At 37.9% G+C, this 23,205-nt stretch carries 13 protein-coding genes; 2 read left to right on the forward strand and 11 right to left on the reverse strand.

The annotated features are described in order from the left end of the window. Window position 1: 1 nt before the first annotated feature. From LVD17_RS07310 to nusG, 5 genes are all read right to left on the reverse strand, one after another. The gene (locus tag LVD17_RS07310) at window positions 2–6,205 is read right to left on the reverse strand and encodes a non-ribosomal peptide synthetase (RefSeq protein WP_233765784.1); all 6,204 of its coding nucleotides are present in this window, start codon (window positions 6,203–6,205) and stop codon (window positions 2–4) included. A 68-nt stretch (window positions 6,206–6,273) separates the two neighbouring features. Further along, window positions 6,274–7,092 carry a hypothetical protein gene (locus LVD17_RS07315; protein ID WP_233765786.1) on the reverse strand — a complete coding sequence of 273 codons (819 nt, stop codon included), beginning with the start codon at window positions 7,090–7,092 and terminating at the stop codon, window positions 6,274–6,276. Between the two features lie 296 nt (window positions 7,093–7,388). Continuing rightward, window positions 7,389–9,758 (reverse strand): ABC transporter permease, encoded by a 2,370-nt coding sequence (locus LVD17_RS07320; RefSeq protein WP_233765788.1) that lies wholly within the window; start codon window positions 9,756–9,758, stop codon window positions 7,389–7,391. 139 nt (window positions 9,759–9,897) lie between these two features. Then, entirely contained in the window at window positions 9,898–16,338 is a 6,441-nt protein-coding gene (locus LVD17_RS07325; protein ID WP_233765790.1) for a non-ribosomal peptide synthetase, read from the reverse strand. A gap of 356 nt (window positions 16,339–16,694) precedes the next feature. Further along, window positions 16,695–17,204 (reverse strand): transcription termination/antitermination protein NusG, encoded by a 510-nt coding sequence (nusG, locus tag LVD17_RS07330; protein ID WP_233765791.1) that lies wholly within the window; start codon window positions 17,202–17,204, stop codon window positions 16,695–16,697. An 884-nt stretch (window positions 17,205–18,088) separates the two neighbouring features. Here nusG and LVD17_RS28670 point away from each other — a divergent pair. Together LVD17_RS28670 and LVD17_RS07335 are read left to right on the forward strand one after the other, a co-directional pair. Next, window positions 18,089–18,286 carry a group II intron maturase-specific domain-containing protein gene (locus LVD17_RS28670; RefSeq protein WP_370688793.1) on the forward strand — a complete coding sequence of 66 codons (198 nt, stop codon included), beginning with the start codon at window positions 18,089–18,091 and terminating at the stop codon, window positions 18,284–18,286. A 473-nt stretch (window positions 18,287–18,759) separates the two neighbouring features. Then, complete coding sequence (locus LVD17_RS07335) at window positions 18,760–19,281, forward strand: lactoylglutathione lyase family protein (RefSeq protein ID WP_233765792.1); 522 nt, start codon at window positions 18,760–18,762, stop codon at window positions 19,279–19,281. Here the strand turns inward: LVD17_RS07335 and LVD17_RS07340 are convergent. The 6 genes from LVD17_RS07340 to LVD17_RS07365 all read right to left on the reverse strand — a co-directional run bounded on the left by LVD17_RS07340 (window position 19,257) and on the right by LVD17_RS07365 (window position 23,200). Next, window positions 19,257–19,616 (reverse strand): winged helix-turn-helix transcriptional regulator, encoded by a 360-nt coding sequence (locus LVD17_RS07340; RefSeq protein ID WP_233765793.1) that lies wholly within the window; start codon window positions 19,614–19,616, stop codon window positions 19,257–19,259. The genes LVD17_RS07335 and LVD17_RS07340 overlap by 25 nt on opposite strands. A gap of 95 nt (window positions 19,617–19,711) precedes the next feature. Then, window positions 19,712–20,413: a hypothetical protein gene (locus LVD17_RS07345; protein WP_233765795.1), complete on the reverse strand. Its 702-nt coding sequence runs from the start codon at window positions 20,411–20,413 to the stop codon at window positions 19,712–19,714. After that, entirely contained in the window at window positions 20,413–21,108 is a 696-nt protein-coding gene (locus LVD17_RS07350; RefSeq protein WP_233765796.1) for a hypothetical protein, read from the reverse strand. Before LVD17_RS07350 ends, LVD17_RS07345 begins: the two co-directional genes overlap by 1 nt. A 2-nt stretch (window positions 21,109–21,110) precedes the next feature. Continuing rightward, window positions 21,111–21,806, reverse strand: coding sequence for a hypothetical protein (locus LVD17_RS07355; protein ID WP_233765797.1), 696 nt, complete (start codon window positions 21,804–21,806; stop codon window positions 21,111–21,113). A gap of 1 nt (window position 21,807) precedes the next feature. Beyond that, window positions 21,808–22,503, reverse strand: a complete 696-nt coding sequence (locus tag LVD17_RS07360) for a hypothetical protein (protein ID WP_233765798.1) — start codon at window positions 22,501–22,503, stop codon at window positions 21,808–21,810. A 1-nt stretch (window position 22,504) separates the two neighbouring features. Beyond that, window positions 22,505–23,200, reverse strand: a complete 696-nt coding sequence (locus LVD17_RS07365) for a hypothetical protein (protein ID WP_233765799.1) — start codon at window positions 23,198–23,200, stop codon at window positions 22,505–22,507. Between the last annotated feature and the right edge of the window lie 5 nt (window positions 23,201–23,205).

The raw sequence follows: 23,205 nt of genomic DNA on the forward strand, positions 1-23,205 counted from the left end.
ATTATAGTCTGCTTAAAAGGTCCATGGTTTCAGTGATCTGATCGAGATCATTACTATCAGAGGTACTTTGTTCTTTTTTACCCTCACTCAAAAATTTGGAAAGCAGTGAAATAACCGGGTATGTAAATGCATCCGCCACAGTAATTTTCACATTCATTTGTAAAGCTATCTGATCAACCATTTTTACCAGTTTCATAGAGTCGCCACCTAAGTCAAAGAAATTGGTATGGATGCCTATACGAGATGTATGCAATCCCAACACATTCGCCCAAATGTCCACAAGCATTTGCTCTATTTCATTTTTAGCGAGGGATCTCTCATCAACTTCTTCAAAGTCAGGCGCCGGAAGAGCTTGCTTATCAATTTTACCATTTGGCGTAAGTGGAAGCTCTTCAATGCGAACGAAATAAGAAGGAACCATATATTCAGCCATTTGCTGCGAAAGGAAATGCCGTATTTCAACAACATTGATCTTTTCTCCAGATACGTAATAGCCCACCAGGAATTTTTCTTCCTCATCTTCTTTCATTACTACCACTGCCTCAGAGATAGTCTTATACCCTTTTATTCGGCTTTCGATCTCTCCCAACTCAATACGGAAGCCCCTCAGTTGCACCTGAAAATCTACACGTCCGCGATACTCTATCTCACCATTGAGAAGCAGTCGTGCAAGGTCACCCGTTTTATATAGTTTCTGCTCCGGCACGAAGGGGTTATCTACAAACCGTTGCCTGGTGAGACCTTCTTTACCAAGATAACCTTTCGTTACACCTGCTCCTCCCACATACATTTCTCCCACCACTCCATGTGGTTGTGGCTTCATATTCTCATCCAGAATATACACTGACAGTGTAGGTATAGGGTGGCCGATATTGCTTATATTGTTTTCTATTTCGTAGCTACCTATCTCTTTATAAGTTACATGTACGGTAGTCTCTGTAATGCCAAACATATTGATCAATCGTACATCCGGGTATTTTGCTTTCCAACCCGAAAGTTTTCCTGGGCTAAGGGCTTCTCCTCCGAAAATCACATATCGCAGCGCCAGATCAGCAGATGGTGATTCCAGTTCTCTGATAACAATATTGTAAAAAGCACTTGGGGTTTGATTAAGTACCGTTACCCTTTCGGTCTTTAGCAGTTTCAGATATAATCGTGGGTCACGAGCTATCATCTTAGGAATAATTACAACACTACCTCCAAAAAACAGCGCTCCGAAGATCTCCCAGATACTGAAGTCAAAACAGGGACTATGAAACATAGTCCAGATATCATCCTGATTAAAATCAAATTGGAATTCACTGTTTTGAAAAAGCCTTACTACATTGCTGTGGCTGACCATCACTCCTTTAGGGTTTCCGGTAGTTCCCGAGGTATAAATAATATAACATATAGACTGGGGATCCAAAAATTCCAAAGGTCTATATGTCCCTTTCGATTCAAATATCTCAACAGGAGTGCATATCTCTATGGGCAGGTTACTAAAGGCATTAGTTTGATCTGTTATTACCCATTTTGCGTTGCTGTCTTTCAACATATATAAGGTCCGGGATTCAGGGTAATCTATATCGAGTGGTAAATAAACTCCTCCGGCTTTCAATATGCCAAGCATGGCAACAATGTAATCAAGCGACCTATCCAGGTATACCCCAACAATCTCCCCGGCAGTGATCCCTTTTGATTGTAAATATGTCGCTACCTGCTCCGACCTGGATTGCAGCTCCCTGTATGACATACGTTTCCCTTCTAATACCAGTGCTGTGTTTTCAGGAGTTTTTTCGATTTGCTTTTCCAGAAGATCTATTACGTTATCACCTTCCGGCCATTGGCAATTCTCGTGATTCAAATGCTGTAACAACCCTGTTTCCTCGGCTTGTGTAGCCAGAGACCATGAATTAACGGGGAGTTCCGGGGTTTCCATAATAGCATAAACAATCCGACTGAAATGGGTCAAAAGGTTGTCGATCAATTGCGTCGGGTATGCGTCTGAATTGAAATTGGCATGAAATCGCAGCTGTTCTCCCGGGTTTATTACCAGCACAAGGTCATAGTGTGTTTGTTCAAATACGTGAACATCCTGAACACTAGTCATCCCTAAAGAAGACCCTATAAAAGTATCAGACAATGGGTAGTTTTCAAATACCAGAATATGATCAAAAAGTGCTCTACCCAGCATGGTTTGGGATTGCACCTCTGAAAGTGACAGATACTGCACATCCGTCATTTCAATTTGCTCTTCCTCCAATCTGCGTACTACGGATTTAAAAGTATCTCCGGCGAATTTACTGTAGCGTATCGGCAATGTATTTATAAAGAGGCCGATCATGCTTTCAATGTCCTGTATATCCTCCGGTCTTCCGGATACTACCGAACCGAAAACTACATCGTCAAGCCCTGTATATTTCTGCAACAATAATCCCCAGGCCGCCTGAATTATTCTGAAAGGAGTAGTGTTGAGCTGCCTCGCAAATACATTCAGTTGATTTGACCGATCCTTATCAAATGTTCTTGATATGTGAGAGTACGCTGTATTATTCCCTCTTTTTACCTTATACCCTATCAAAGATGTGGCTTGAGACACTCCACTGAGGTAGGTTTTCCAACGTGCCCGTGCAGCTTCCCGATTCTGATTTTGGAGCCACTCTATATATTCAGCATATTGTTTTACCGGCCTCAGTTCATATTTTTTTTCTGCTATCAGCGTCTCATAAATGTTCTTAAAGTCATTCCATAAAAGCCCCATACACCACCCATCCATAAGAATATGATGGTAATTCCAAATCAGGTGATAGCGAGCGGTAGCAGTTTTGTATAATTGTACCCTAAAAGTGTCTCCTGCTTCCAGATTAAAAGGGCGTTGTCTTTGCTCTTGTCGGCTTGCTTCCAGCAATGCGTCTTCTCCAACCCCGTCAACCTCATTTGTTACGTCCTTAAATTCAAAGGTCAATGGTTTTGATTTTAGTAATACCTGTAAAGGTTGGTCATAGCCTTCACGAATAAAGAGGGTGCGTAAAATGCCATGTTGTTGCAGAAGTAACTCCAGGCTCTCTTGTACTGCAAACACCTGTAATTCCCCTTCCAACATCATTGTCTTTTGCTCAAAGTATATGGCAGAGTTTGGGTTCAAAAGTGTTTCGAAAAGGATACCCTGTTGCATTCCTGAGAGCGGGTATATGTCCTCTATGTCATGTTCATTCTCGAGGCTTTCTATTTGATTTTGGTTCAGAAATGCATAGCTGAGGTCTGACGAGGTCAATTCCTTTTCCATATAATCACAGCAATAATCTGTAACCTCCTGCAAAGAAACCTGGAGAAGGCTGGCAAATTCTACAATTTGTGGTGTGCTTATCTGTTCTATACTATGGGTTAAGGTCACTTTCAATTGCCCATTGATAACCATAGCCCAAATATCAATAGCAACCTCTCTGTAGTGCTCCGGAGACTGTTCACGACCATTATCTATGTCTGCTATTTCAAAAATACCATAGGAATCAACAGGGTCAAATTGCCCCAGATAGTTGAATTTCATCCTTGGAACAATTGCAGGCTTTTTAAATGATGGATCCAAAAACACTCCCGGAAGATAATCAAACCCTTTATTGGGAACCGAACGCAATTGCTCCTTGAGAGACTTTATCTGTGTACCCGGGCTACCTTCGGGAACTGAAAGGCATACTGGAAAAATACTGGTAAACCATCCCAGGGTACGACTTATGTCCGTCTGCTCGGCTATTGCTTCTCTTCCATGCCCCTCAAGCATAGTGTAGAGTTGATTTAAGCCATACTTTTTTTGAACCGTCCATGCAAGGGCCGTAAGCAGCAGGTCGTTGATCTGGGTGCCAAAGGCTTCATGTGCTTCTTTCAACAATCGAGAGGTATATGTAGCATCTATGTAGAAGCTAATCTCCTTTTGATCCGCAACTTTATTATTACCATCATCATTATCAAGGGGAATATTGGTGAATTCCTGCTGCGCAAATGAGGCCCAGTATTCGCGTGTTTTTTTATACTGGTCAGTCTCCAGATATTTTTTAAGACCTTCGCTCCATAGTTTTAACGATTGGGATTTTTCCGGTAAAGCAAGCTTTTCCCCTCTTTGATGTTGCCGCAGCAATGTTGACAGGTCTTCCAGCAAAATCCGCCAACTCACCCCGTCAGTAATCAGGTGATGCATAATTATAAGCACACGACTGCTACGCTGGTAATGGAAAAGCCCTATTTTACAAACCGGGCCTTCTGCAATATCAAGACTTCTCTGAAGTTCATCTAAAAGGGTTTGAGATACCACATTGGAATCCAAAGTAAACTCTTCAATTTTTACATGCGCTGTATTATTTGTATATCCGGGGGCAAAAGAGTTTCCCTCCGCCCTGAAGCGTATGCGGAAGGCATCGTGGTGCCCGACTAGTTCGGAAACAACTGTATCCAGAACTTCTTTTGATAATCCTTCTTTAAAGTATAGTGATACTGATTGATTATAATGTGATAGCTCTACTTGCTGAAGGTTAAAGAAGGATTCCTGAACGGGTAGAAGAGAAAATTCACCCTGAATATCCTGCAATACTACCTCAGCGATGTCCGCTTGTATCTTCGTCGCCATCCCTTCAAGGGTAGGAAACTTCATGATCGTTTTTACGGGAAGCTTATATCCAAGCCTTTTCAATCTGGAGCTTACCTGAATTAATAGTATTGAGTCTGCTCCTTTATAAAATACGTTGTCATTTGAATTTAAATCTTCGATACCCAGCACTTCACACCAAACATTTTTAAGCTCACTCAATACTGACTGATCTACTGCTTTTATCTCTGGGGAAAATGCCAATGAAGATCCCAGGTTACCACCATTTCCCCTTACAACAGTATTCAAACCTGTTTCCATGTAGTCCAGCCTGGCCAGTATTTCCGGGGTTTGCTCAGGGCTGGCACACATTTCGGTAATTATCTCCAAATATGCATCTGCCAGCTGTTGTAATTGCTGTTTGGTGAAAAAGGTAGCATTCCCAATAAATTCAAGTGCGACATGCTCACGCATAAAAACATTTACTACCAGCGGCAATTCCGTGGTTTCATAAACCTCTCTTAGGCGAACCTCACAATTTTCTCCTACCATGAGATCATGAAGTGGATAATTTTGAATAATAAGCAAACTATCGAAAAGAGAATCTCCCGGTTGCAAATCCAGCATTTTCCGTATTTCCAAATAAGAACTCTGACTAAAATCAGTCAGCTCCGCCAACTGCTTATCCACTCTTCTAATTTGCTGTTCAAAACTTTCCGTTACTTGGTGGTTGTGGCGGAATGGAAGCGTATTTACAAAATTTCCTATTACCTGATCAGCACCGGAAATGTTCAGGTCACGGGAAGATACAACCGTTCCAAACAACACATCTGTATCACCTGAAAGACGATGCATCAGGTTGATATAACCGGCATAAAAAACAGATGACGGAACAAGTCCATAGATACTGGCGTAGCGCTGCACATCCAGTCCTTCTTTAGAGACTGTAAGTCGTATGTATTCAGGCGTTGGCGTTACATTATAATTATTATTGTTTTGCCATATATTTTTAGGCTTATAATCTTCGAGGATACGTTTCCAATAAGCTTGCTCCATAACCAGGTTTTTCTTACCCTGAAGCCCTTTCAAGATTGTCCGTAATTGTATGGGGGTATTAAAAGCAGGCGTTGATACCGTTAATAATTCATAATAGGTATCAAATAATGCTTTTACAAGTACTCCTGTACTCCAACCATCATATAGTATATGGTGGTGAATAATATTTAGTATGTAATGATCTGCTTCACTTTTTAGTATTCTGATCTTAAAAGGAGTAACTGATAAATCGAATCTTTTTGACAGCTCGTCGGTACAGAAGGCCCTTATCATTTCTTCTTTTCCTTGCTCATCAAGGTGACATATATCCGTTATTGAAAATTCAAGAGGGCACTCCTTGAGAATAATCTGAACCGGGTTTTTAACAGCTTCCCATCTAAATACCGACCTGAGAGCCTCTTGGTTTTGCTGTACTCTCCTACAGGCATTCTCGAAAATTTTCGGATTAAATTCTCCCAAAATGTCCAGAGATAGCTGAATATTATATATAGATAGATCATCCTTTTCCAGGTATTGAAATAGAATACCCTTTTGTGTCATATTCAATTCAACAATATCCTGAACATTACTTCTCTTAATCTTTTCCGGCATATTGATCAGTATAATTCTTTAAGATTTAAGCAGATTATCAATCGCATAGCATTAATAAATCAGGATATTCAGATCTGTTCTACTTTGTTGTCAGCCCTCTTTAAGTTCTCGATATAAGAGACTACATCCTCCAGGCAATCGGTGGTGTACAGTTGCTCCTGAAAATCTGAAAAATTAAACAAGGCATCACATGAAAGACTATTCAGATTATATACACTGGCTTTGCCCTCCTTAATATTTCTTATTTCTAGCGGAGACCCTGCCAAAGCTGCACCATAACAGATATAAGGGCTCTTACTTCCCAGCATCCCAAACTCTATTGTCCATAGAGCAATATTATTTATCTTATAAAACAGTGTAGGCTCCTTCTTTAAATTATCCTCCATTGCATCTAATTCCTCTTGTACCAGCTTTCGTTCGGCAGCTGTGTGCTTATGAAGCGATAAATATTCCAAATCCATTGGCTCCATCTCTACATTGCTTACCAATGAGCTGATCTGTTTAAGAAATGCCACATATTCCGGATCATTAAGCATTGGGGCGTGTCCCATAATATCATGGATCATATCAGGGAAATCAGCATAGCAAATCTGTTCCATTGGGCGGATATCCCGAATAACAGGAAGTACCTGGCGATTGAGGTTTTTAAAATACTCATAACCGCTTAAGTATCCATCCACAATTCGAATTTCCCAACCTATATTGCTTAGCTTTTCAAAGAAATCTACAGGATCAAAACCATCACCAAAAAAGTAGTTAAACCCTTCCAGATAGCCAGGGTGAAACATACTCTGGTTTTCTTCAAAGTTTTTTCTCTGTTCGGCAATGAACAAGTTAAGCGTTTTTACTTTTTCATCGGTAAATTCCGGATAGGCATCAATATTCATAATCTTTAAGGTTTAAAAGTTGTTCCCAAAGGGGTGAACGAGTTACAGATATTCTTATTGGTTGTATGTAACAGCGTAATTAAGCGGCTGTTCATCAACTGTTATTTACAAGGAGTTATGAAAGACCAATTAAATAATGGTGGATCACCGTTATTCAGTATTTATTTAGCACATTTAAGGAAAGTAAACCGGCTAATAAAAATCAATGGCATTCCCCTTTATCTCAAACCCTGAGACTGAAGAGGAAATAAAAACAAGGGCTTATAATCTACTTAAGATAAGTTGATCCGAATATTTTATTCTCGTGATGTTTTTATCGGACTAATATACGCAGCCTTAACAGCCTGGTATCCCACGGTAATCCATGAAATAAGAAGTGCTAAAAACGCCGCAAATACATATACCCAAACGCTCACGGAGGTTTTATAGGCGAATCCCTGTAACCAGGATTTTGCCAATAAGTAACTTATTGGAATGGCTATTGTAATAGCAATTAATACAATTTTAGTAAAGTCTTTGGTGAGCAATACTACTATGCCGGGGATACTCGAACCGAAAATCTTGCGCAATCCTATCTCTTTTACACGACTTTGTGTAGTAAATGCTGCCAAACCAAATAACCCGAGACAAGATATGATAATAGCGAGACATGCAAAGTATGTAGACAACAGGCCTATTTGCTTCTCAGAAGCATACTGTTCTTGATACTTGTCATTCAAAGATACATAATCGAAAGTGTACCCTGGGTTGTATTTTTCGTAAAAAGACCGGATATCATTCACAACTTTCTGAGTCTCATCACCCCTTATTCTTGCCATAACAAAGATCGTATTGTCAGGGTTAATTTTAAAGAGCAGAGGTTTCACCTCTTTATAAAATGACTCGTAGTGAAAATTGCTAACAACCCCGACTATCTCCATATCCTCACCCCATAAGTTAACATGCTTATTTACAGGATCGTCAAGAGACATGGCATCGATCGCCGCCTCATTAAAAATAATCTTGGTATTATCTGCACCATAATCACGGGAAAATGACCTTCCTGACTTCATTGTCATCCCCATGGTTTCTATAAAATCATAATCAATATCTACAACTTCGAACTCCACGGGCTCATTTTCATTTTTACCTTCCCATTCTACGCCTGAAGTTTTATTGTAACTGCCAATAATATTATTGGATGTACTTGAAACATCTAATACTCCTGGTACTTTTTTCAGTTCTGCAGTAAACATTTCCAAACTACTTGATGCCTGCCCCTCTTTTTCAAAATATATCAACTGATCCTTCTTATAACCGAGATCTTTAGTTTGAAGTAAATCAATCTGTTTATATACTATAATAACTGAAACAATGAGAATTACAGAAAGTGCAAACTGAAAAATCACCAATCCCTTCCTGATAAATAATTCACTTTTGGAATTAGCAAGTTTACCCTTAAGAACTACGGCTGGATTAAACTGTGATAAATATAAGGCCGGATAGCTTCCTGATAGTATTCCTGTAAGCATGGTAACCAAAATCATAAACAGTATGGTGCTGAATTGCATTGACATACTCAATTCCTTTCCAGTAACCTCATTAAATTTAGGAAGAATAAGGGCTATAATAACAAGGGCAAAACAGAGCCCTACGACTGCTAATAATAGCGACTCTCCTAAATACTGCCTGACCAGAACAGACCTGTCGGCTCCAATAGCTTTCTTTATCCCAACTTCTTTTGCCCTACGCAGCGCTTTAGCTGTCGAAAGATTCATGAAATTCACACAAGCCATGAGAAGAATAAAAATTGCAATTATTGAGAACAGCCTTACGTTTTCGATCCTTCCGCCTACACGCTGGCCACCTTCGTATTTTCCATAGAGATACTCTTCTGCAAAGGGAGTGGCAAACAGTTCTCGATTAGTATTTTCAATCCTGGACTGAAGCAAGTTCATAATTTTTCCGTTAAACTCATCCACATCAGCCTCCTCTTTAAGGGTGGCATAGATATGAGTTCCGTTATTTCCCCAATCCAATACCGCGGGGGACATTTCTTTCCAAATTTCGAAGGATATGACAAAATCAAACTGTTCTGTTGAATAAGCAGGTGGGCCATCAAATACTCCAGTAACCATAGCATCTCGTTCCAAATCTGCCAAATGCCACTGTACTGTCTTGCCAACTGCCTCTTCTACCGATCCGAATAACTTTTCAGCAGTACTCCTGGAGATAACAATTGCATTTCGATCTTTCATCACCTGCGATTTATTCCCTTTCAAAAGCTCGTACGAGAATACATTGAAGAAGTCTTCACTCACAAACTGTCCTGTACTTTTTATCAATCGGTCCCCACCTGTAGAGAGGCCAAACTTAGGGAACCATGAATAGTGTGTTACCGCAGTGGCATAATCTATTTCCGGAAAATCCTGCGACAGCGTCTCGGCCAGTACCCCCACCGTAGTAAAAGAAACACTTGTTTCATCAGCTATTGTCTGCCGCTCCAATATTTGAAATAACCTGTCCTTATTTTCGTGGAATTGGTCCACCTTAAATTCATCCTGCACCCATAGCGCAATAAGCAAGGTACACGCCAGACCGGTAGAAAGTCCAATAAGATTGATGATAAAGGAACTTTTGTTTCTTTTGAAACTACGAAGTATGGTAATAAAATTATGCTTAAACATGTCGGTTTTTTAGTACTGGGTTTATAGCAAAAACAATACCTGAAAGGTAAATATTTGAAATGTTGACACTTACGAAATGAGTCAGCTCAATCATCTGTACGATATCGCAACAAAGTGAACGAAATCGTTCATTTATACATTAATCAAACAGATCATCCAGTTCTGCCTGTTCCAAGGTTGCCATTTCAAAATCCTCAGGTCTAAATTGAATATGTTTATTTTGAGAAAAATGGTCAACTATCGATACCAGAGATTCTTCAAAAAGAACTTTCAAATCAAGGACTCTATCTCTGGAAAAGGCCTTTTTATTATAAGAGAATACAGTAGTCAGTACACCCGAAACTATTAATGCATTCACCTCTATTTTGGCTGTAAAATGATTTTCCGGAGCAACTTCCAATCCTGTAGATACAGGGACATACTCAAATGTGTCGTTATCAAACTCACTATCAAAAATTCCCAGAAAATTAAATCTGAATTCTGAAAGATCAGTGTGAGGGATACCATTTTGAATCTGATAATGCACATAGCTTATTCCTCCATCTGTAATGGAGTTAAATATAGATTTAACCTGACTTAGTATTGAAGTGATCTGTCCATCATCCCAGGTAAATCGTGTTGGGAATATTGATGTGAACCATCCACAGGTTCTCGAAAAATCCTGCTCATCAAAAGTTCGTCCATGTCCTTCCTGCTCTATCTGCACTTCCTTTAATCCCAGCCATTTACATAAACTTATTACCAGTGCCGTATTCAAAACAGTTCTTGCATCTACTTCATGTGTTTTAAATGCTTCTTTTATAAGAAAGCTGGTCAGACCTGGGTCTGTTTCAAAATTAATTGTTTCGGTATTTTGGAGGCACCAGTCCTCCGTTTCAAAATCACAAGGAATTTCGAAAGATGAACCTTGGTGCCATGTCCAGAAATTATATTTTTCTTTCGATATTCTATTGGAGGATGGATCAGCAAAAACATCTGCTAATTTAGAAACCGGAGCTGTTTTTGCTGAAAGGGTCAATGACACACCAGATGAATATTCTTCATACCATTGCTGCAAATCCTCTAACAATATTCTCCATGACACACCGTCTACAACTAAATGATGAGCCGTGAGAAATAGCGACTTAGCCCCATCATTTGTTTGGAAAATTGCAGCTTTAAATAGTAATCCGTTCTTCAGGTCCATACTCCCCTTGATTTCCTGACACTTACGTACAAATGATTCTTCATCAGAAATTTCAATAACGGGAATATCAAAATGTCCCAAATGGGAGTTATTGTAAAATAGTTGTTGCAATTCCGAATCATAATTCAGGCGGAGTCCGTCGTGTCTTTGTATCAGTTCGGCTATTACCCTGCCTAGAATCTCCACTTGTACATCAGATTTAAAATTCAGTACAATGGATTGATTATAAAAGTTAATGTTCTCAAAATTATGACTAAAAAACCACGAAATAATAGGGGTTTTTGCAAAGGCCCCTGACTGAATTTCCTGATAATGTGGGTTCTTAATTTCCAACATAGAAACGACCGGGCTCAATTGGGCAACAGAAAAATGTAAAAGTACCTCTCTGGGTGTTACCTGCAATCCTTTATTACGCAACTGTGCCGCTATCTGAACCGCTTTAATGGAATCGCCACCCTCAGCAAAAAAGTTATCGTCTACCCCTACTTCGCTATTCAAAACTTTTTGGTAGACCGGAAGAATTAAGGCCTCAGTTGCAGTAAGTTCGCGGTCCGCCTGTTGCACAGTATTTGCTTGCGGTTTTAGTGTATTATAGTCTACCTTTCCATTTTTGGTAAGGGGAATTACCTGCAAATGTGTGTAAGTTAATGGGATCATATAATGCGGTAACCTTGATGTCAAAAAGGTTTTAATCTCTTCACTCTCCAGTCTCTGTTCGCTCAAATAATAGGCATCCAGGATCATAGCTCCAGATGCTCCTTCCCTGGTATGCACCAATGCATTCTTAATCCCAACAAAATTATTCAATTCATATTCTATTTCGGCCAGCTCTATTCGATAACCATTAATCTTAACCTGGTTATCCATCCTGTTAATATATTCTATAACCCCACTTTCCATCTCAACGGCCACATCACCTGTTTTATAAATCAAAGTACCAGGTTCATAAGGGTTCTCTATAAACTTTTCTGCTGTCGAGACAGGGTTATTATGATACCCCAATGCCAGTCCCTTTCCTCCTATATAGAGTTCTCCATGTACCCCTTTAGGTACGGGGCGGAGTTCCTGATCTAACAGATAGATCGTTGTATTGGATATAGGAACTCCAATGGGAACTGACTTTGTTTCAACTGCCGGATCAAACTTATGGATCATACACCCCACAGTAGCTTCTGTAGGGCCATATTCATTATATATCTCCAGGTGTTCGCCGAACATCTTCCATACATTATACGCAAGTTTCCAGTCCAGACGTTCCCCTCCAACTATGAACCCTTTTACTTTTTTCATTACGGTAGGTTCAAAGCTCAAAGAAGTTAACACCTTGAGATGTGCAGGTGTCAGTTTAATAACATCACAGCAACCTTCCTCAATGACCCTCTCAATAAGAATATCATCCTCATTGTCCTGATAGATCACAATCTCATTCCCTGTAATCAAAGGTATGAACAACGAAGTAAGGGTGAGATCAAAAGAAATTGACGTAAATAAAGGGAAGGCAACCTTACCATCAGTACTCTTGTAGCAACGCGCTGCCCAGCCCACATAATTGATCAATGAGGCGTGCCCCACTTTTACTCCCTTGGGGTTGCCTGTAGTTCCTGAGGTGTAAATAATATATGCCGGAGTATTTTCTGCTTTAGGCTTCTTGTCATTAGCCTCGTTAACTCTTTTTGAAAATTGAATACCACCAAAAATTCTTTCGGGTAAATACATTGAAAAGACACCGACGTTTATTTCTTTCTCCGAAAATATTAGCTCACATTCACTATCTTCTACTATACGGTATATCCTCTCCTCTGGTAACTGTGTATCCAATGGTATAAAAGTAGCTCCTGCCTTAAGCACCCCCAGCACTGCTGTAACAAACTCAGGACTTCTGTCCAGAAACAAAGCCACCTTTCCCCCTGTACACCCCAGATCTCTCAATACTGCTGCCAGTTCATTCGATTTATCACTAAGGAATTTAAAAGACCATGAATTGTTACCAAAACGAATGGCCACATTATCAGGTGTCTGTTTAGCCTGCATTTCAAACCAATGATGTATCTGGTTTTCCGAAGTGAAAGACTCCCGAATTCCCTGAAATTTTGGATATTCCAAAATCATACTCTCCTCTTCATCTGTATACAACGAAAACTGCTTTAAAGGCAATTTGAGTGAAGATTTGGTGAAATTCTGAAGTAGCGTTCCAAGGTGAGAAGTAAACTGTTCCATTCTCCACTGATCAAAGAGTGCCGTAGCATACTCCAGATTAAACCTCATACTTTCCGCGCCTTCAAATACATGTAAAGAAACATCAAATTTTGAAGTACCACTATCAACAAAGCACTGTGTCCAGATATCTGTTTCTGACTTTAATTCCGGATCCCAATGATGCAGGACAAACATTGTATCAAACAGTGGGTTTCTACTGGCATCAGACCGTTTCTGAATGTGGTCTATCACTTTATCAAGTGGACAACGTGCAAAACGAACCGCCTCCAATATATTAGTCGTTACAGATTCCAGGTATTCATCAAAGGACTGCTCCGGATCGACCCTGACAACCACGGGTACACTGTTTACAAACATCCCTACCATTTCGGGCAGCTGCATGTGTTCCCTCATATGAACAGGAATACCAATACATAATTCGTCCTGACCACTGTATTTGGAAAGCATAAGAGCATATATAGCAAATAGAACCGAGTTCAAAGAGCAACCTGCTTCCATCGCCATATGTTTCAAGGCCCTGGACTGTATTTTATCTAATCCAAATGTCAGCGTTTTCCCTGCATGGTCAAATATTGCCGACCTGGGCCTATCTGCAAACAAATTGAGTACAGATGGTAACTGTTCATGTTTTTCTTTGAAAAAATGTAACGCTTCGGAAAAATCAGGACAAAACTCTTCCTTTTCCCAAATCACAAAATCAGTATAATCTATATTGATCTCTGACAATGCATGTCCATCATAAATGGCTACAAGTTCCCTTACCATTTGATTAAGAGAAAGTCCATCGCAAATACTATGATGAACATCAATAAACAAATAATTTACTCCATTCACGGTTATAAGCCTGACTCGAAGTAACGGTTCTCGTTCCAGATCAAACGGCTGAATATATTCTTTAAATATTTCTTCTGGATCACTTTGAACATCTGGAACCTTCTTCAAATCTATAAATGCTGACTGCCGAATAAAAAATACCGGAACTCCATCTTTTTGCCTAAAGTTAGCTTTAAGGATCGGGTGCCTTGCACCAAGTAATTCAAGAGATGCCCTGAGCCTTTGCTCTTCCAGGGGAATATTTAGTTTAAATACAAGAGGAATATTGTAAGCCAGGGTATCCTTATTGGCCGCCCATGCATAATAGAGCCTTTTTTGGCAGGAAGACAACGGATAGTCTTGTCTCTTGTCATACTTTTTTATGACATCAGCAGTTGTAGCTTCTGTGGTTTCAATCAATCGCGCAAGCTGTCTTATCGTTTGGTTTTTATAGAAGGTATAAATATCGATCTGAAAGCCAAAAAGTTCCTGTAGTAGTGATAACTGGCGAAAAGCAGACAAAGAATTGCCTCCTGCTTCAAAGTATTTTGTTGTAGTCCCTATAGATTGCCTATGTTTAGGAAGAAGTTGTTTCCATAGTGCTAATATTTTCTCTTCCACTTCTGTCTCAGGCAGCGTTATATCATTACCTGAAAATAAAACATCCTCAATATTGGCCAAAGTTTTAGATATCTGTACGAATTCCCCTTTCCTGAAACTTTCAACCAACCGGAATCTCTGTAGCTTTCCGCTCGTGGTCTTTGGAATCTCGCGTACCGGAAGTATATAGTCTGCTTCAAAACCGAAGTGCAAGTTTAAGTGTTTCCGTATTTGTGCTGCCAACACTACAAAATCCTCACTTTTTCCTCTAAAAAGAACGAAAACCAAAACAATATCCCTTTGTACAGAAGAATCAAAATAGCCACTTACTACAATTTTGTTAAGCTCAACTTCTGGAATATCTTCAGCTACTCTTTCCAGATCATGTGGATAATAATTCTGCCCGTTGACAAAGAGTACATCCTTACTTCTTCCTATAATATACAAGTTGCTTTGATAGTAAAATCCCGTATCTCCGGTATTTAGCCAATCGTTGATAATTGTATTGCGGTTTGCTTCATGGTTATTATAATAGCCCTTGGTTACGTTCTCTCCCTTAATAAAAATATGACCAACGTAACCTTCCTCAAACTCTCCACCCTGCAGGTCGGCTATTTTCAGTTTGCTTTTACCAATAGGCCTACCCACATTTACAAAAGAGATCGTATCTGTATCATTTCCCTGAGCTATCCTGATGGCATCTCCTATACCCAGGGAGCCCCGGGATACAGTCAGAGAATTAACTCTATCTTTTAAATCAGAAATAGAAACAGCCAAACTTGCCTCAGCAAGTCCGTAAACAGGGCACATGGCATCTCTGGAAAGTTTAAAATGTTCCATACCTCTGATAAACTCAGAGGCCAACTCCTCCGAAATTGGCTCTGCCCCATTGTAAATTAGCCTGACAGATGAAAGGTCCCAGTTGTAGCTCTTTTTAGCAGACATGTGTTTGAGTAAATACCTATACCCAAAATTTGGAGAGCACAATATGGTTACCCGATGTGTTGAAGCTTTATCCATCCATATAGATGGTCTTCTAACAAAAATATTCGTATGGATCAGGTATTGATTCATACCGTATAACAGTGGGTTCAAATGAAAGCCAATAAGGCCCATGTCATGGGTAAGAGGCATCCAGCTCAAGGTACTGTCCGAATCAGTGTACCCGGCTGCTTCCCCAATGTCTCTAATATTTGTTAACAGGTTGTGGTGAGTTAGGGTAACACCTTTTGGTGTGCCCGTTGAACCTGAAGAAAACTGAATAAATGCGACATCTCCCGGAGTAATATCCGGCCTTACAGGATCGGGTTTATGAGCTTCAAAAGCTTTAGATTCCAACAAACTTCTGGAGAGTATTTTTTCAAATACGTCACCATATTCATGGGCATCAGCAAAAGCACCCAAGTCTTTGAGTCCGTTTGCGGATATAAGTATAAAAGGATTTGAAAGCACGCCCCATACGTTAAAAACCTTTCGTTTGTGCTCCTCTTTGTGACCAACCGTCAATGGTACAGGAATGATGCCTCCAAGAATACAGCTCCAAAAAAGAATGATAAAATATTCATTATTATCTATTTGAAAGATTAGTTCATCTCCCTTTTTTAACCCCTTGCTTTGAAGAAAAGTTAGAACGGCAAGTGCTCGCTTCAACAAGTCTTTATACGATAAAAACTTTTCATTATTCTCTCCATCTATAAAAGCTACACCTCTTTTGCTTAGCGCACTTTGGTGGCGTAGAAGTTCTACCAATGTTTTGTATTGCATGCAGACTCCCTGATATTTCAGGTATTTATCAAATTCTTGAATATCTCTTTTGACGTTTGGACACAACTTCGTTTCCCTCAGTCACATGAAGTTCTCGTCAAAATAAATTGAAGTAGGAAAGTTTGTACCTTAACAATCAATGTATAAAATACTTACGTGATATGAGGCACATCAGCAATATTAAATATTTAAAGTTCTTATCAAAAGTAAACTAGGAAATATTTTCAGTGAAAATTTCGCACATACCTTTCTTGGTTAAACAAATGTCCAAGACCATGTTAAAGAACAATGACTAATATCCATCTATCGAGCGATTAACCTGTTAGATTTGAGAAATGCCTATATTTCTGGTATTGTCAACAAGGACTAAAAACGTACGATGGAACAGTTGCTTTAATATTTTGCTGTAGAGAATCTATCCGGACTATGATTTTATTAAGGTTCTCGGCTTCCAAAACTTTGCACTCCAACCCACGTAAAGGTCCGTTCATAATTTTTTTTACTTCGCCAACTTCAGGCACATCCACATTGGCCTCAATGTCAATGATATTTTTATCACCAACCAAGTACTTGATCTGTTTAATTTCCTTATCGGAAACCTGAGCATATTCAACTCCGAAACGGATATAACCACAGGCTCCATTGACAGACAAAGCTCGATGAAACTCATTCTGAGAATTAACATTTACAAATACATATGAAGGAAACAACGGCTGCATTATAGTTTTCTTTCTATCACTCCACCTCCGAACTGTTCTCACCAAGGGTAGAAACGACTTTAAGGAGATTTCTTCAAGCGAATCAGCCACTTTTTTCTCAAATCGAGATTTAACATATAAAACGTACCAAGCATTAGAATAACTCATAATAAAATTCGATTAAATCCTACTTTCTGATTTAATTAAGAGAACGCAAGGCACATGCAAAATGGATCACTAAATGCATTTAAGCATCAATTTCCTAATCATATACAAATAAGTATCGGAAATTTATCCTTCAGCATTTCGAAGGTTCAATTTGCCACTTCGAATTGCATGAATAGACTTTTCAAATCAGAAACATGCACAACTAATTAGTAACCAGCGCTTTTAATGTCAGGATTTTTTAATTTTCATTTCCAGCTGATTGTGTGAATTTAACTACAACTAAATCCTGTATTAACAGTACCTTGCGATCAAAATCACCAAAAGTATTAAAAAAAAGTTCTGTTAATTTAAGGTTTTCTCATACAGAATCAGGTGTATCTTATATGAGCTATTGGAATTAAATACGTAACAAATACTTCAGAAATTCACATTATTCTATTTATTTTTTAATTATTCTATATTTTTAGTACACTTCTATATTTGCAAAACGAATGTGTAGGCTAAATTCCAATAACAAAGCGAAGCATAGTTATATTCTTTTTATAAATTATTAATTGTTAGTTTGTTATACCAGACTTCAGATGCCATTAAACAATGTCTAATACATCAGAATAAAAATATAACAAGTATCATATATTCAATAAATAATACATTAAAAATGTAAATAAAATAATTTCATATTAAAAAAATACCTTTATTTACAAATAAAAAAACGAAGAAATATCTATTTTATAAATACACTATAAATATGAAAGAATAAGTTATGTAAGATTTTCTTTTATTAAGAGACTTTAATTCCAAAAATTATAGTGGCAGGCATTCAGCTTTCAGCAGATACGTATAGGCTGAGAAAGGGAGGGAGTTTCCTACAGTATGACTGTAAGATGAGTCGCAAGTCTAAGGTTCAGATCACTCAAGAACTCCGTAAACTTGATTTCCATAACAAGACCCAACGAGGGATACAGGATTTGGCAATATTGCTGAACCCAAAGATCCGGGGTTGGATACAGTACTATGGGAAAATCAGTCGCAAGAGTTTAAATCCAGTGTTCTATTATCTTCACCATCGGTTGATCAGGTAGATACTGAACAAGTACACAAGCTTCAAAGGAAGCAAGGTCAAAGGCCATCAAATGGTTCAAGTGTGTAACGAGTTCCTATCCTAACCTGTTCTATCATTGGGAATTGGGATACAAATTGGTATGAACCAATTCAGGCCAACAACGACTGCATAATAAGAGCCGTATGAATCGAGAGGTTCATGTACGGTTCTGTGAGAAAGTTAGGGGTGAAACTCCCCTGGCTTACTCGACTACCCCTAGTTTTTAATCTATAAATTATTTTTTACTTTTTTTTTCATCAGTTAGTCTTTGGCAATCATAAAATTACACATTCATGTAACCTACTGCAGCAAATGTAACACCTTGTATCACAGTATTATGAATCTTTACTTTGCCTCCTTATTTAAAATTTAATGATGATGAAAAAATATTTCAGTCTAATTGCAATAGTATTTTTATTAGCAACAATTAGTTATTCACAAAACAAAAGTAATATGGAAAATTTAGATCAATCAATTAAAACTTATCCAAAAACATTTTCGCATATAGGAATTACAGTGCCAAATATCGAAAAAGCTGTAAAGTTTTATACCGAAGTAATGGGCTTCTATGTTATCATGAAACCCACTGTCGTTAAAGAAGAAAATGAAACAGCAATAGGTCAAATGTGTATTGATGTATTTGGCAAAGGATGGGGTAAATTTAAAATTGCTCACCTGTCTACAGGAGACAAAATTGGTTTTGAGTTATTTGAATTTAATGAAAGTAAAGACCTTAAACCTAATTTTGAACCATTTCGAGCCGGTCTATTCCACTTTTCTGTTCAAGACCCAGACGTAGAAGGACTTGTTAAGAAAATCGTTGAAGCAGGGGGTAAACAGAGAATGCCAATAAGAGAATATTATCCAGGAGACAAACCCTACCGTATGTGTTATGTCGAGGACCCTTTTGGAACTGTATTTGAAATATACTCTCATTCTTATGAGTTACACTATTCTGAAGGAGCATATAAATGATGGTCTTTCGCAAATTCCTGTCCCCATTTATCCAGCTGTAGGATAATGGGGATTAGCGATTCGCCTTCTTCAGTCAATTCATATTCCACTTTAGGCGGAGTAACTGGATAAACAGTTCTTTTGACTAATTTGTCTTTTTCCAACGCTCTAATAGAATATGTAAACATTCTATTTGAAAGGTCAGTGATGCTCTTTTGTAATTCACCTGACCTTTGAGGCCCATCTTGCAAGTGGAATAGAATTAGGCTTTTGTATTTATCTCCAATCAAATGAAGTGCAAAAGCTAAGGAGCAATTAAATTCCTTATCCTGATATTTTATTCTATCTAAATTCATATCGAGTTCTTTTGTTCATTCATAATGAGGGGTCAATTCACTCAACTAAAGACAGGAAGTCTTCAGTAAAGCAAATCTAATATGATGCGTTTCCCCTAAGAAGGCTTTGACATTTTTCGATCATAATATTTTTTAATATCAAATAATCCAGAAACAATCCCTGCTTTAAAATCTGCTATACTTTCAAATAACTTATCAATTTCATAAGGATCATGGATCATACCATAGACCTTACCGTATGTATCGACGGCTAGATAGTTACCGTCTCCAAGATTTTTTATGACATAAAATTCACCTTCAGGAATTTCAATTTTGAAAGTATCGTGTAAATCCAATTGACTTTCAATGTCTTTTAAATGGTTCTGAATAATATTCTGCAGTTCATTCTTTTCCTCATCTTGAAAATGCTTTTCATGCACTTTATCAATAACTATCCTGGTTGAATCTAGTTCTTTCCAATCATGAGGTGTGTAGTATCCCACTAACATCCCTTCTAGCACTTGCAAATCAACCTCATCATAGTTACTACGTTTCTTGTTCCATACATAGATATCTTTGATGAGGAAATAGTTTGGTACTTCCTTATTACAATACTTCGCTTCCAATTTGGAGTTTAAAGTAAAATTGTATGTGCCTTTTTGTGCGAGTTGATTCTTTTCTTTACCCAAGATAAAATCAGTATTTAACTGACCTCTTAAATAGCTATACTTAACCGGTAGTTTATCAACTATCGATCGCAGGAATTTAATCTCTCGATCAGAAATATTTTTCCTTTTTGCAAAGTTGAATATATTCATTACTCCTCAACTTCAATATCCCAAAACTCATCATCGGTCAATTGATTGAAAAATGATATAGGGGCTACTCTAAATTTGTTTCGTGATAGCCATTTCACTTTAGCAAAAAAGGGGTGTTGTATCTGCATAGGCTTAACTGTGAAAAGCTCTTTCTCCAATACAAGGCTTCCGTCTTTGCGATATACTTCTACTATTCCTTGAAGTATGTCAGTTTCAAATATCACTTTTAGGTTGACATACATCGATCTATTCCGGTTCCACGCTTTTTCTTTATCGTAAAAGACATTTTTTAAATCTTTTTCCAGGCAGGCTTCATAAGCCAGTTTAAAATTGGTAGAATCCCAGTTTTCAGCCTCACTTAGTTTCTTGCAGTCTTCATAAAGCAGGTCCAATAAAATCCGCTTGCGCTTTTCAACTGGTTGTTTAAAATATTGATCAAAATCAAAATAGTGATTGACTTCAATAACATCAATAAGTGCCTTACCAACATCCATTGTCATATTAAATTTGCTTAATCTTTCCGCATCATACTCTTTATCGTAAAGGCAAATATTAATCTTATAGATATTTTTGGTATCCACTGGTTTTAGATTCACATAAAATAAATCAACTACACAAGGTGTTTCTCGGTTGAAATATTGTAAATCAGAATTTTCTGAAAATGAAGACAATGAGACGTCCTTTAATTTTGCCATTATTACCCCTCAACTTCAATATCCCAAAACTCATCATCGGTCAATTGATTGAAAAATGATATAGGGGCTACTCTAAATTTGTTTCGTGATAGCCATTTCACTTTAGCAAAAAAGGGGTGTTGTATCTGCATAGGCTTAACTGTGAAAAGCTCTTTCTGCAATACAAGGCTTCCGTCTTTGCGATATACTTCTACTATTCCTTGAAGTATGTCAGTTTCAAATATCACTTTTAGGTTGACATACATCGACCTATTCCGATTCCACGCTTTTTCTTTATCGTAAAAGACATTTTTTAAGTCTTTTTCCAGACAGGCTTCATAAGCCAGTTTAAAATTGGTGGAATCCCAGTTTTCAACTTCACACACTTTGATGCTGTCCTTATATAGCAAGTCTAATATAATACGTTTGCGTTTTTCGAGGGGCTGCTCAAAATACTTATCAAAGTCAAAGTAATGATTGATCTCCATAACATCTATAAGAGGTTGGCTCACATCCATTTTTATATTAAACATGCTTAACTTTTCGGAATCGTATTGCTTATCAAAAAGGCATATACTTATCTTATTCGTATTTTTGGTGTCTATTGGCTTTGTATTCGCATAGAATAAATCCTCAACGCATCTTGTTTCGCCATTAAATTTTTGTGAATCGGGCCTCTCTGAAAGTGAGGTTAAAGAAACATCCTTTAATTTTGCCATATTACACCTTAACTTCAATATCCCAAAACTCATCATCAGTCAATTGATTGAAAAATGATTTTGGTGATATTCTAAATTTATTTAGGGATAACCACTTCACTTTGTTGAAAAATGGATGTTGAACCATAACAGGACTTACTTTGAATAACTCCTTTTCCAAAAGCTGAGTCCCCTCTTTATTACAAACCTCTACGATTCCAAGGAAGTAATCTATTTCGAATACTATTTTTAGATTGACATATAATGATCTATTACGGTTCCACGCTTTCTCTTTATTATAAAAAGCATTTTTTAAGCCTTGCGTTAGGCAAGCATCATAGGCAGACTTAAAATTAATGGTGTCCAAATTTTCTGCCTGGCATACTTTTAGGCAGCTTTGAAAAAGTAAATCTAATACAATACGCTTTCGCTTTTCTGCCGGTTCCTTGAGGTATTTATCAAAATCAAAATAGTGATTAACATGAGCGATGTCAATCAGCAATTGACTTTGGTTAACTGGTACTTTATATTTTTCTAACTTATGTGAATCTAAGTTATAGTCATAGATTCCAACATTTATTTTTTTTACTCCTGTCGTGGTTACAGGACTGAAGTTAGAAAGGAATAAATCCTCTACACATCTAACTTCTCTATTAAATGTGAGAGCTTTAGGGTTGCTTGATCCAGATGATATGGATATATCTGTTAGTTTAACCATATTACTCCTCAACTTCAATATCCCAAAACTCATCATCGGTCAATTGATTGAAAAATGATATAGGGGCTACTCTAAATTTGTTTCGTGATAGCCATTTCACTTTAGCAAAAAAGGGGTGTTGTATCTGCATAGGCTCAACTGCGAAAAGCTCTTTCTCCAGTACAAGGCTTCCGTCTTTGCGATATACTTCTACTATTCCTCGAAGTATGTCAGTTTCAAATATCACTTTTAGGTTGACATACATTGACCTATTCCGGTTCCACGCTTTTTCTTTATCATAAAAAGCATTTTTTAAATCTTGCTCAAGACAGGCCTCATAGGCTAGTTTAAAATTGGTGGAATCCCAGTTTTCGGCCTCGCAAACGTTGATACTGTCTTCATAAAGTAAATCTAATATAATGCGCTTCTGTATTTCAATGGGTTGATTGAAATATTGATCAAAATCAAAATAGTGATTGATTTTTATAATATCTATTAATGAAAAACTCTTATTCATTCTCACGTTGAATTCATTTAATCTTTCTACATCGATGTCAGAATCATAAAGATGTATACTGATTTTATGAATTTTATTTGTTTTGATTGGGGTAAGATTCCTATAATATAAATCCTGTACACATAGTGTTCCCCTATTAAACTTTTGTGAATCGGGCCTCTCTGAAAATGAGAACAGAGAGACATCTCTTAATTTTGTCATGTTCA

This window comes from Fulvivirga ulvae (assembly GCF_021389975.1).
GTDB classification, from domain to species: domain Bacteria; phylum Bacteroidota; class Bacteroidia; order Cytophagales; family Cyclobacteriaceae; genus Fulvivirga; species Fulvivirga ulvae.

Bases quoted from the DNA above. Each gene is read 5' to 3' on its own strand.
- LVD17_RS07310 (WP_233765784.1), bottom strand. From the start codon at position 6,205: ATGCCGGAAAAGATTAAGAGAAGTAATGTTCAGGATATTGTTGAATTG.
- LVD17_RS07315 (WP_233765786.1), bottom strand. From the start codon at position 7,092: ATGAATATTGATGCCTATCCGGAATTTACCGATGAAAAAGTAAAAACG.
- LVD17_RS07320 (WP_233765788.1), bottom strand. From the start codon at position 9,758: ATGTTTAAGCATAATTTTATTACCATACTTCGTAGTTTCAAAAGAAAC.
- LVD17_RS07325 (WP_233765790.1), bottom strand. From the start codon at position 16,338: ATGCAATACAAAACATTGGTAGAACTTCTACGCCACCAAAGTGCGCTA.
- nusG (WP_233765791.1), bottom strand. From the start codon at position 17,204: ATGAGTTATTCTAATGCTTGGTACGTTTTATATGTTAAATCTCGATTT.
- LVD17_RS28670 (WP_370688793.1), top strand. From the start codon at position 18,089: ATGAGTCGCAAGTCTAAGGTTCAGATCACTCAAGAACTCCGTAAACTT.
- LVD17_RS07335 (WP_233765792.1), top strand. From the start codon at position 18,760: ATGGAAAATTTAGATCAATCAATTAAAACTTATCCAAAAACATTTTCG.
- LVD17_RS07340 (WP_233765793.1), bottom strand. From the start codon at position 19,616: ATGAATTTAGATAGAATAAAATATCAGGATAAGGAATTTAATTGCTCC.
- LVD17_RS07345 (WP_233765795.1), bottom strand. From the start codon at position 20,413: ATGAATATATTCAACTTTGCAAAAAGGAAAAATATTTCTGATCGAGAG.
- LVD17_RS07350 (WP_233765796.1), bottom strand. From the start codon at position 21,108: ATGGCAAAATTAAAGGACGTCTCATTGTCTTCATTTTCAGAAAATTCT.
- LVD17_RS07355 (WP_233765797.1), bottom strand. From the start codon at position 21,806: ATGGCAAAATTAAAGGATGTTTCTTTAACCTCACTTTCAGAGAGGCCC.
- LVD17_RS07360 (WP_233765798.1), bottom strand. From the start codon at position 22,503: ATGGTTAAACTAACAGATATATCCATATCATCTGGATCAAGCAACCCT.
- LVD17_RS07365 (WP_233765799.1), bottom strand. From the start codon at position 23,200: ATGACAAAATTAAGAGATGTCTCTCTGTTCTCATTTTCAGAGAGGCCC.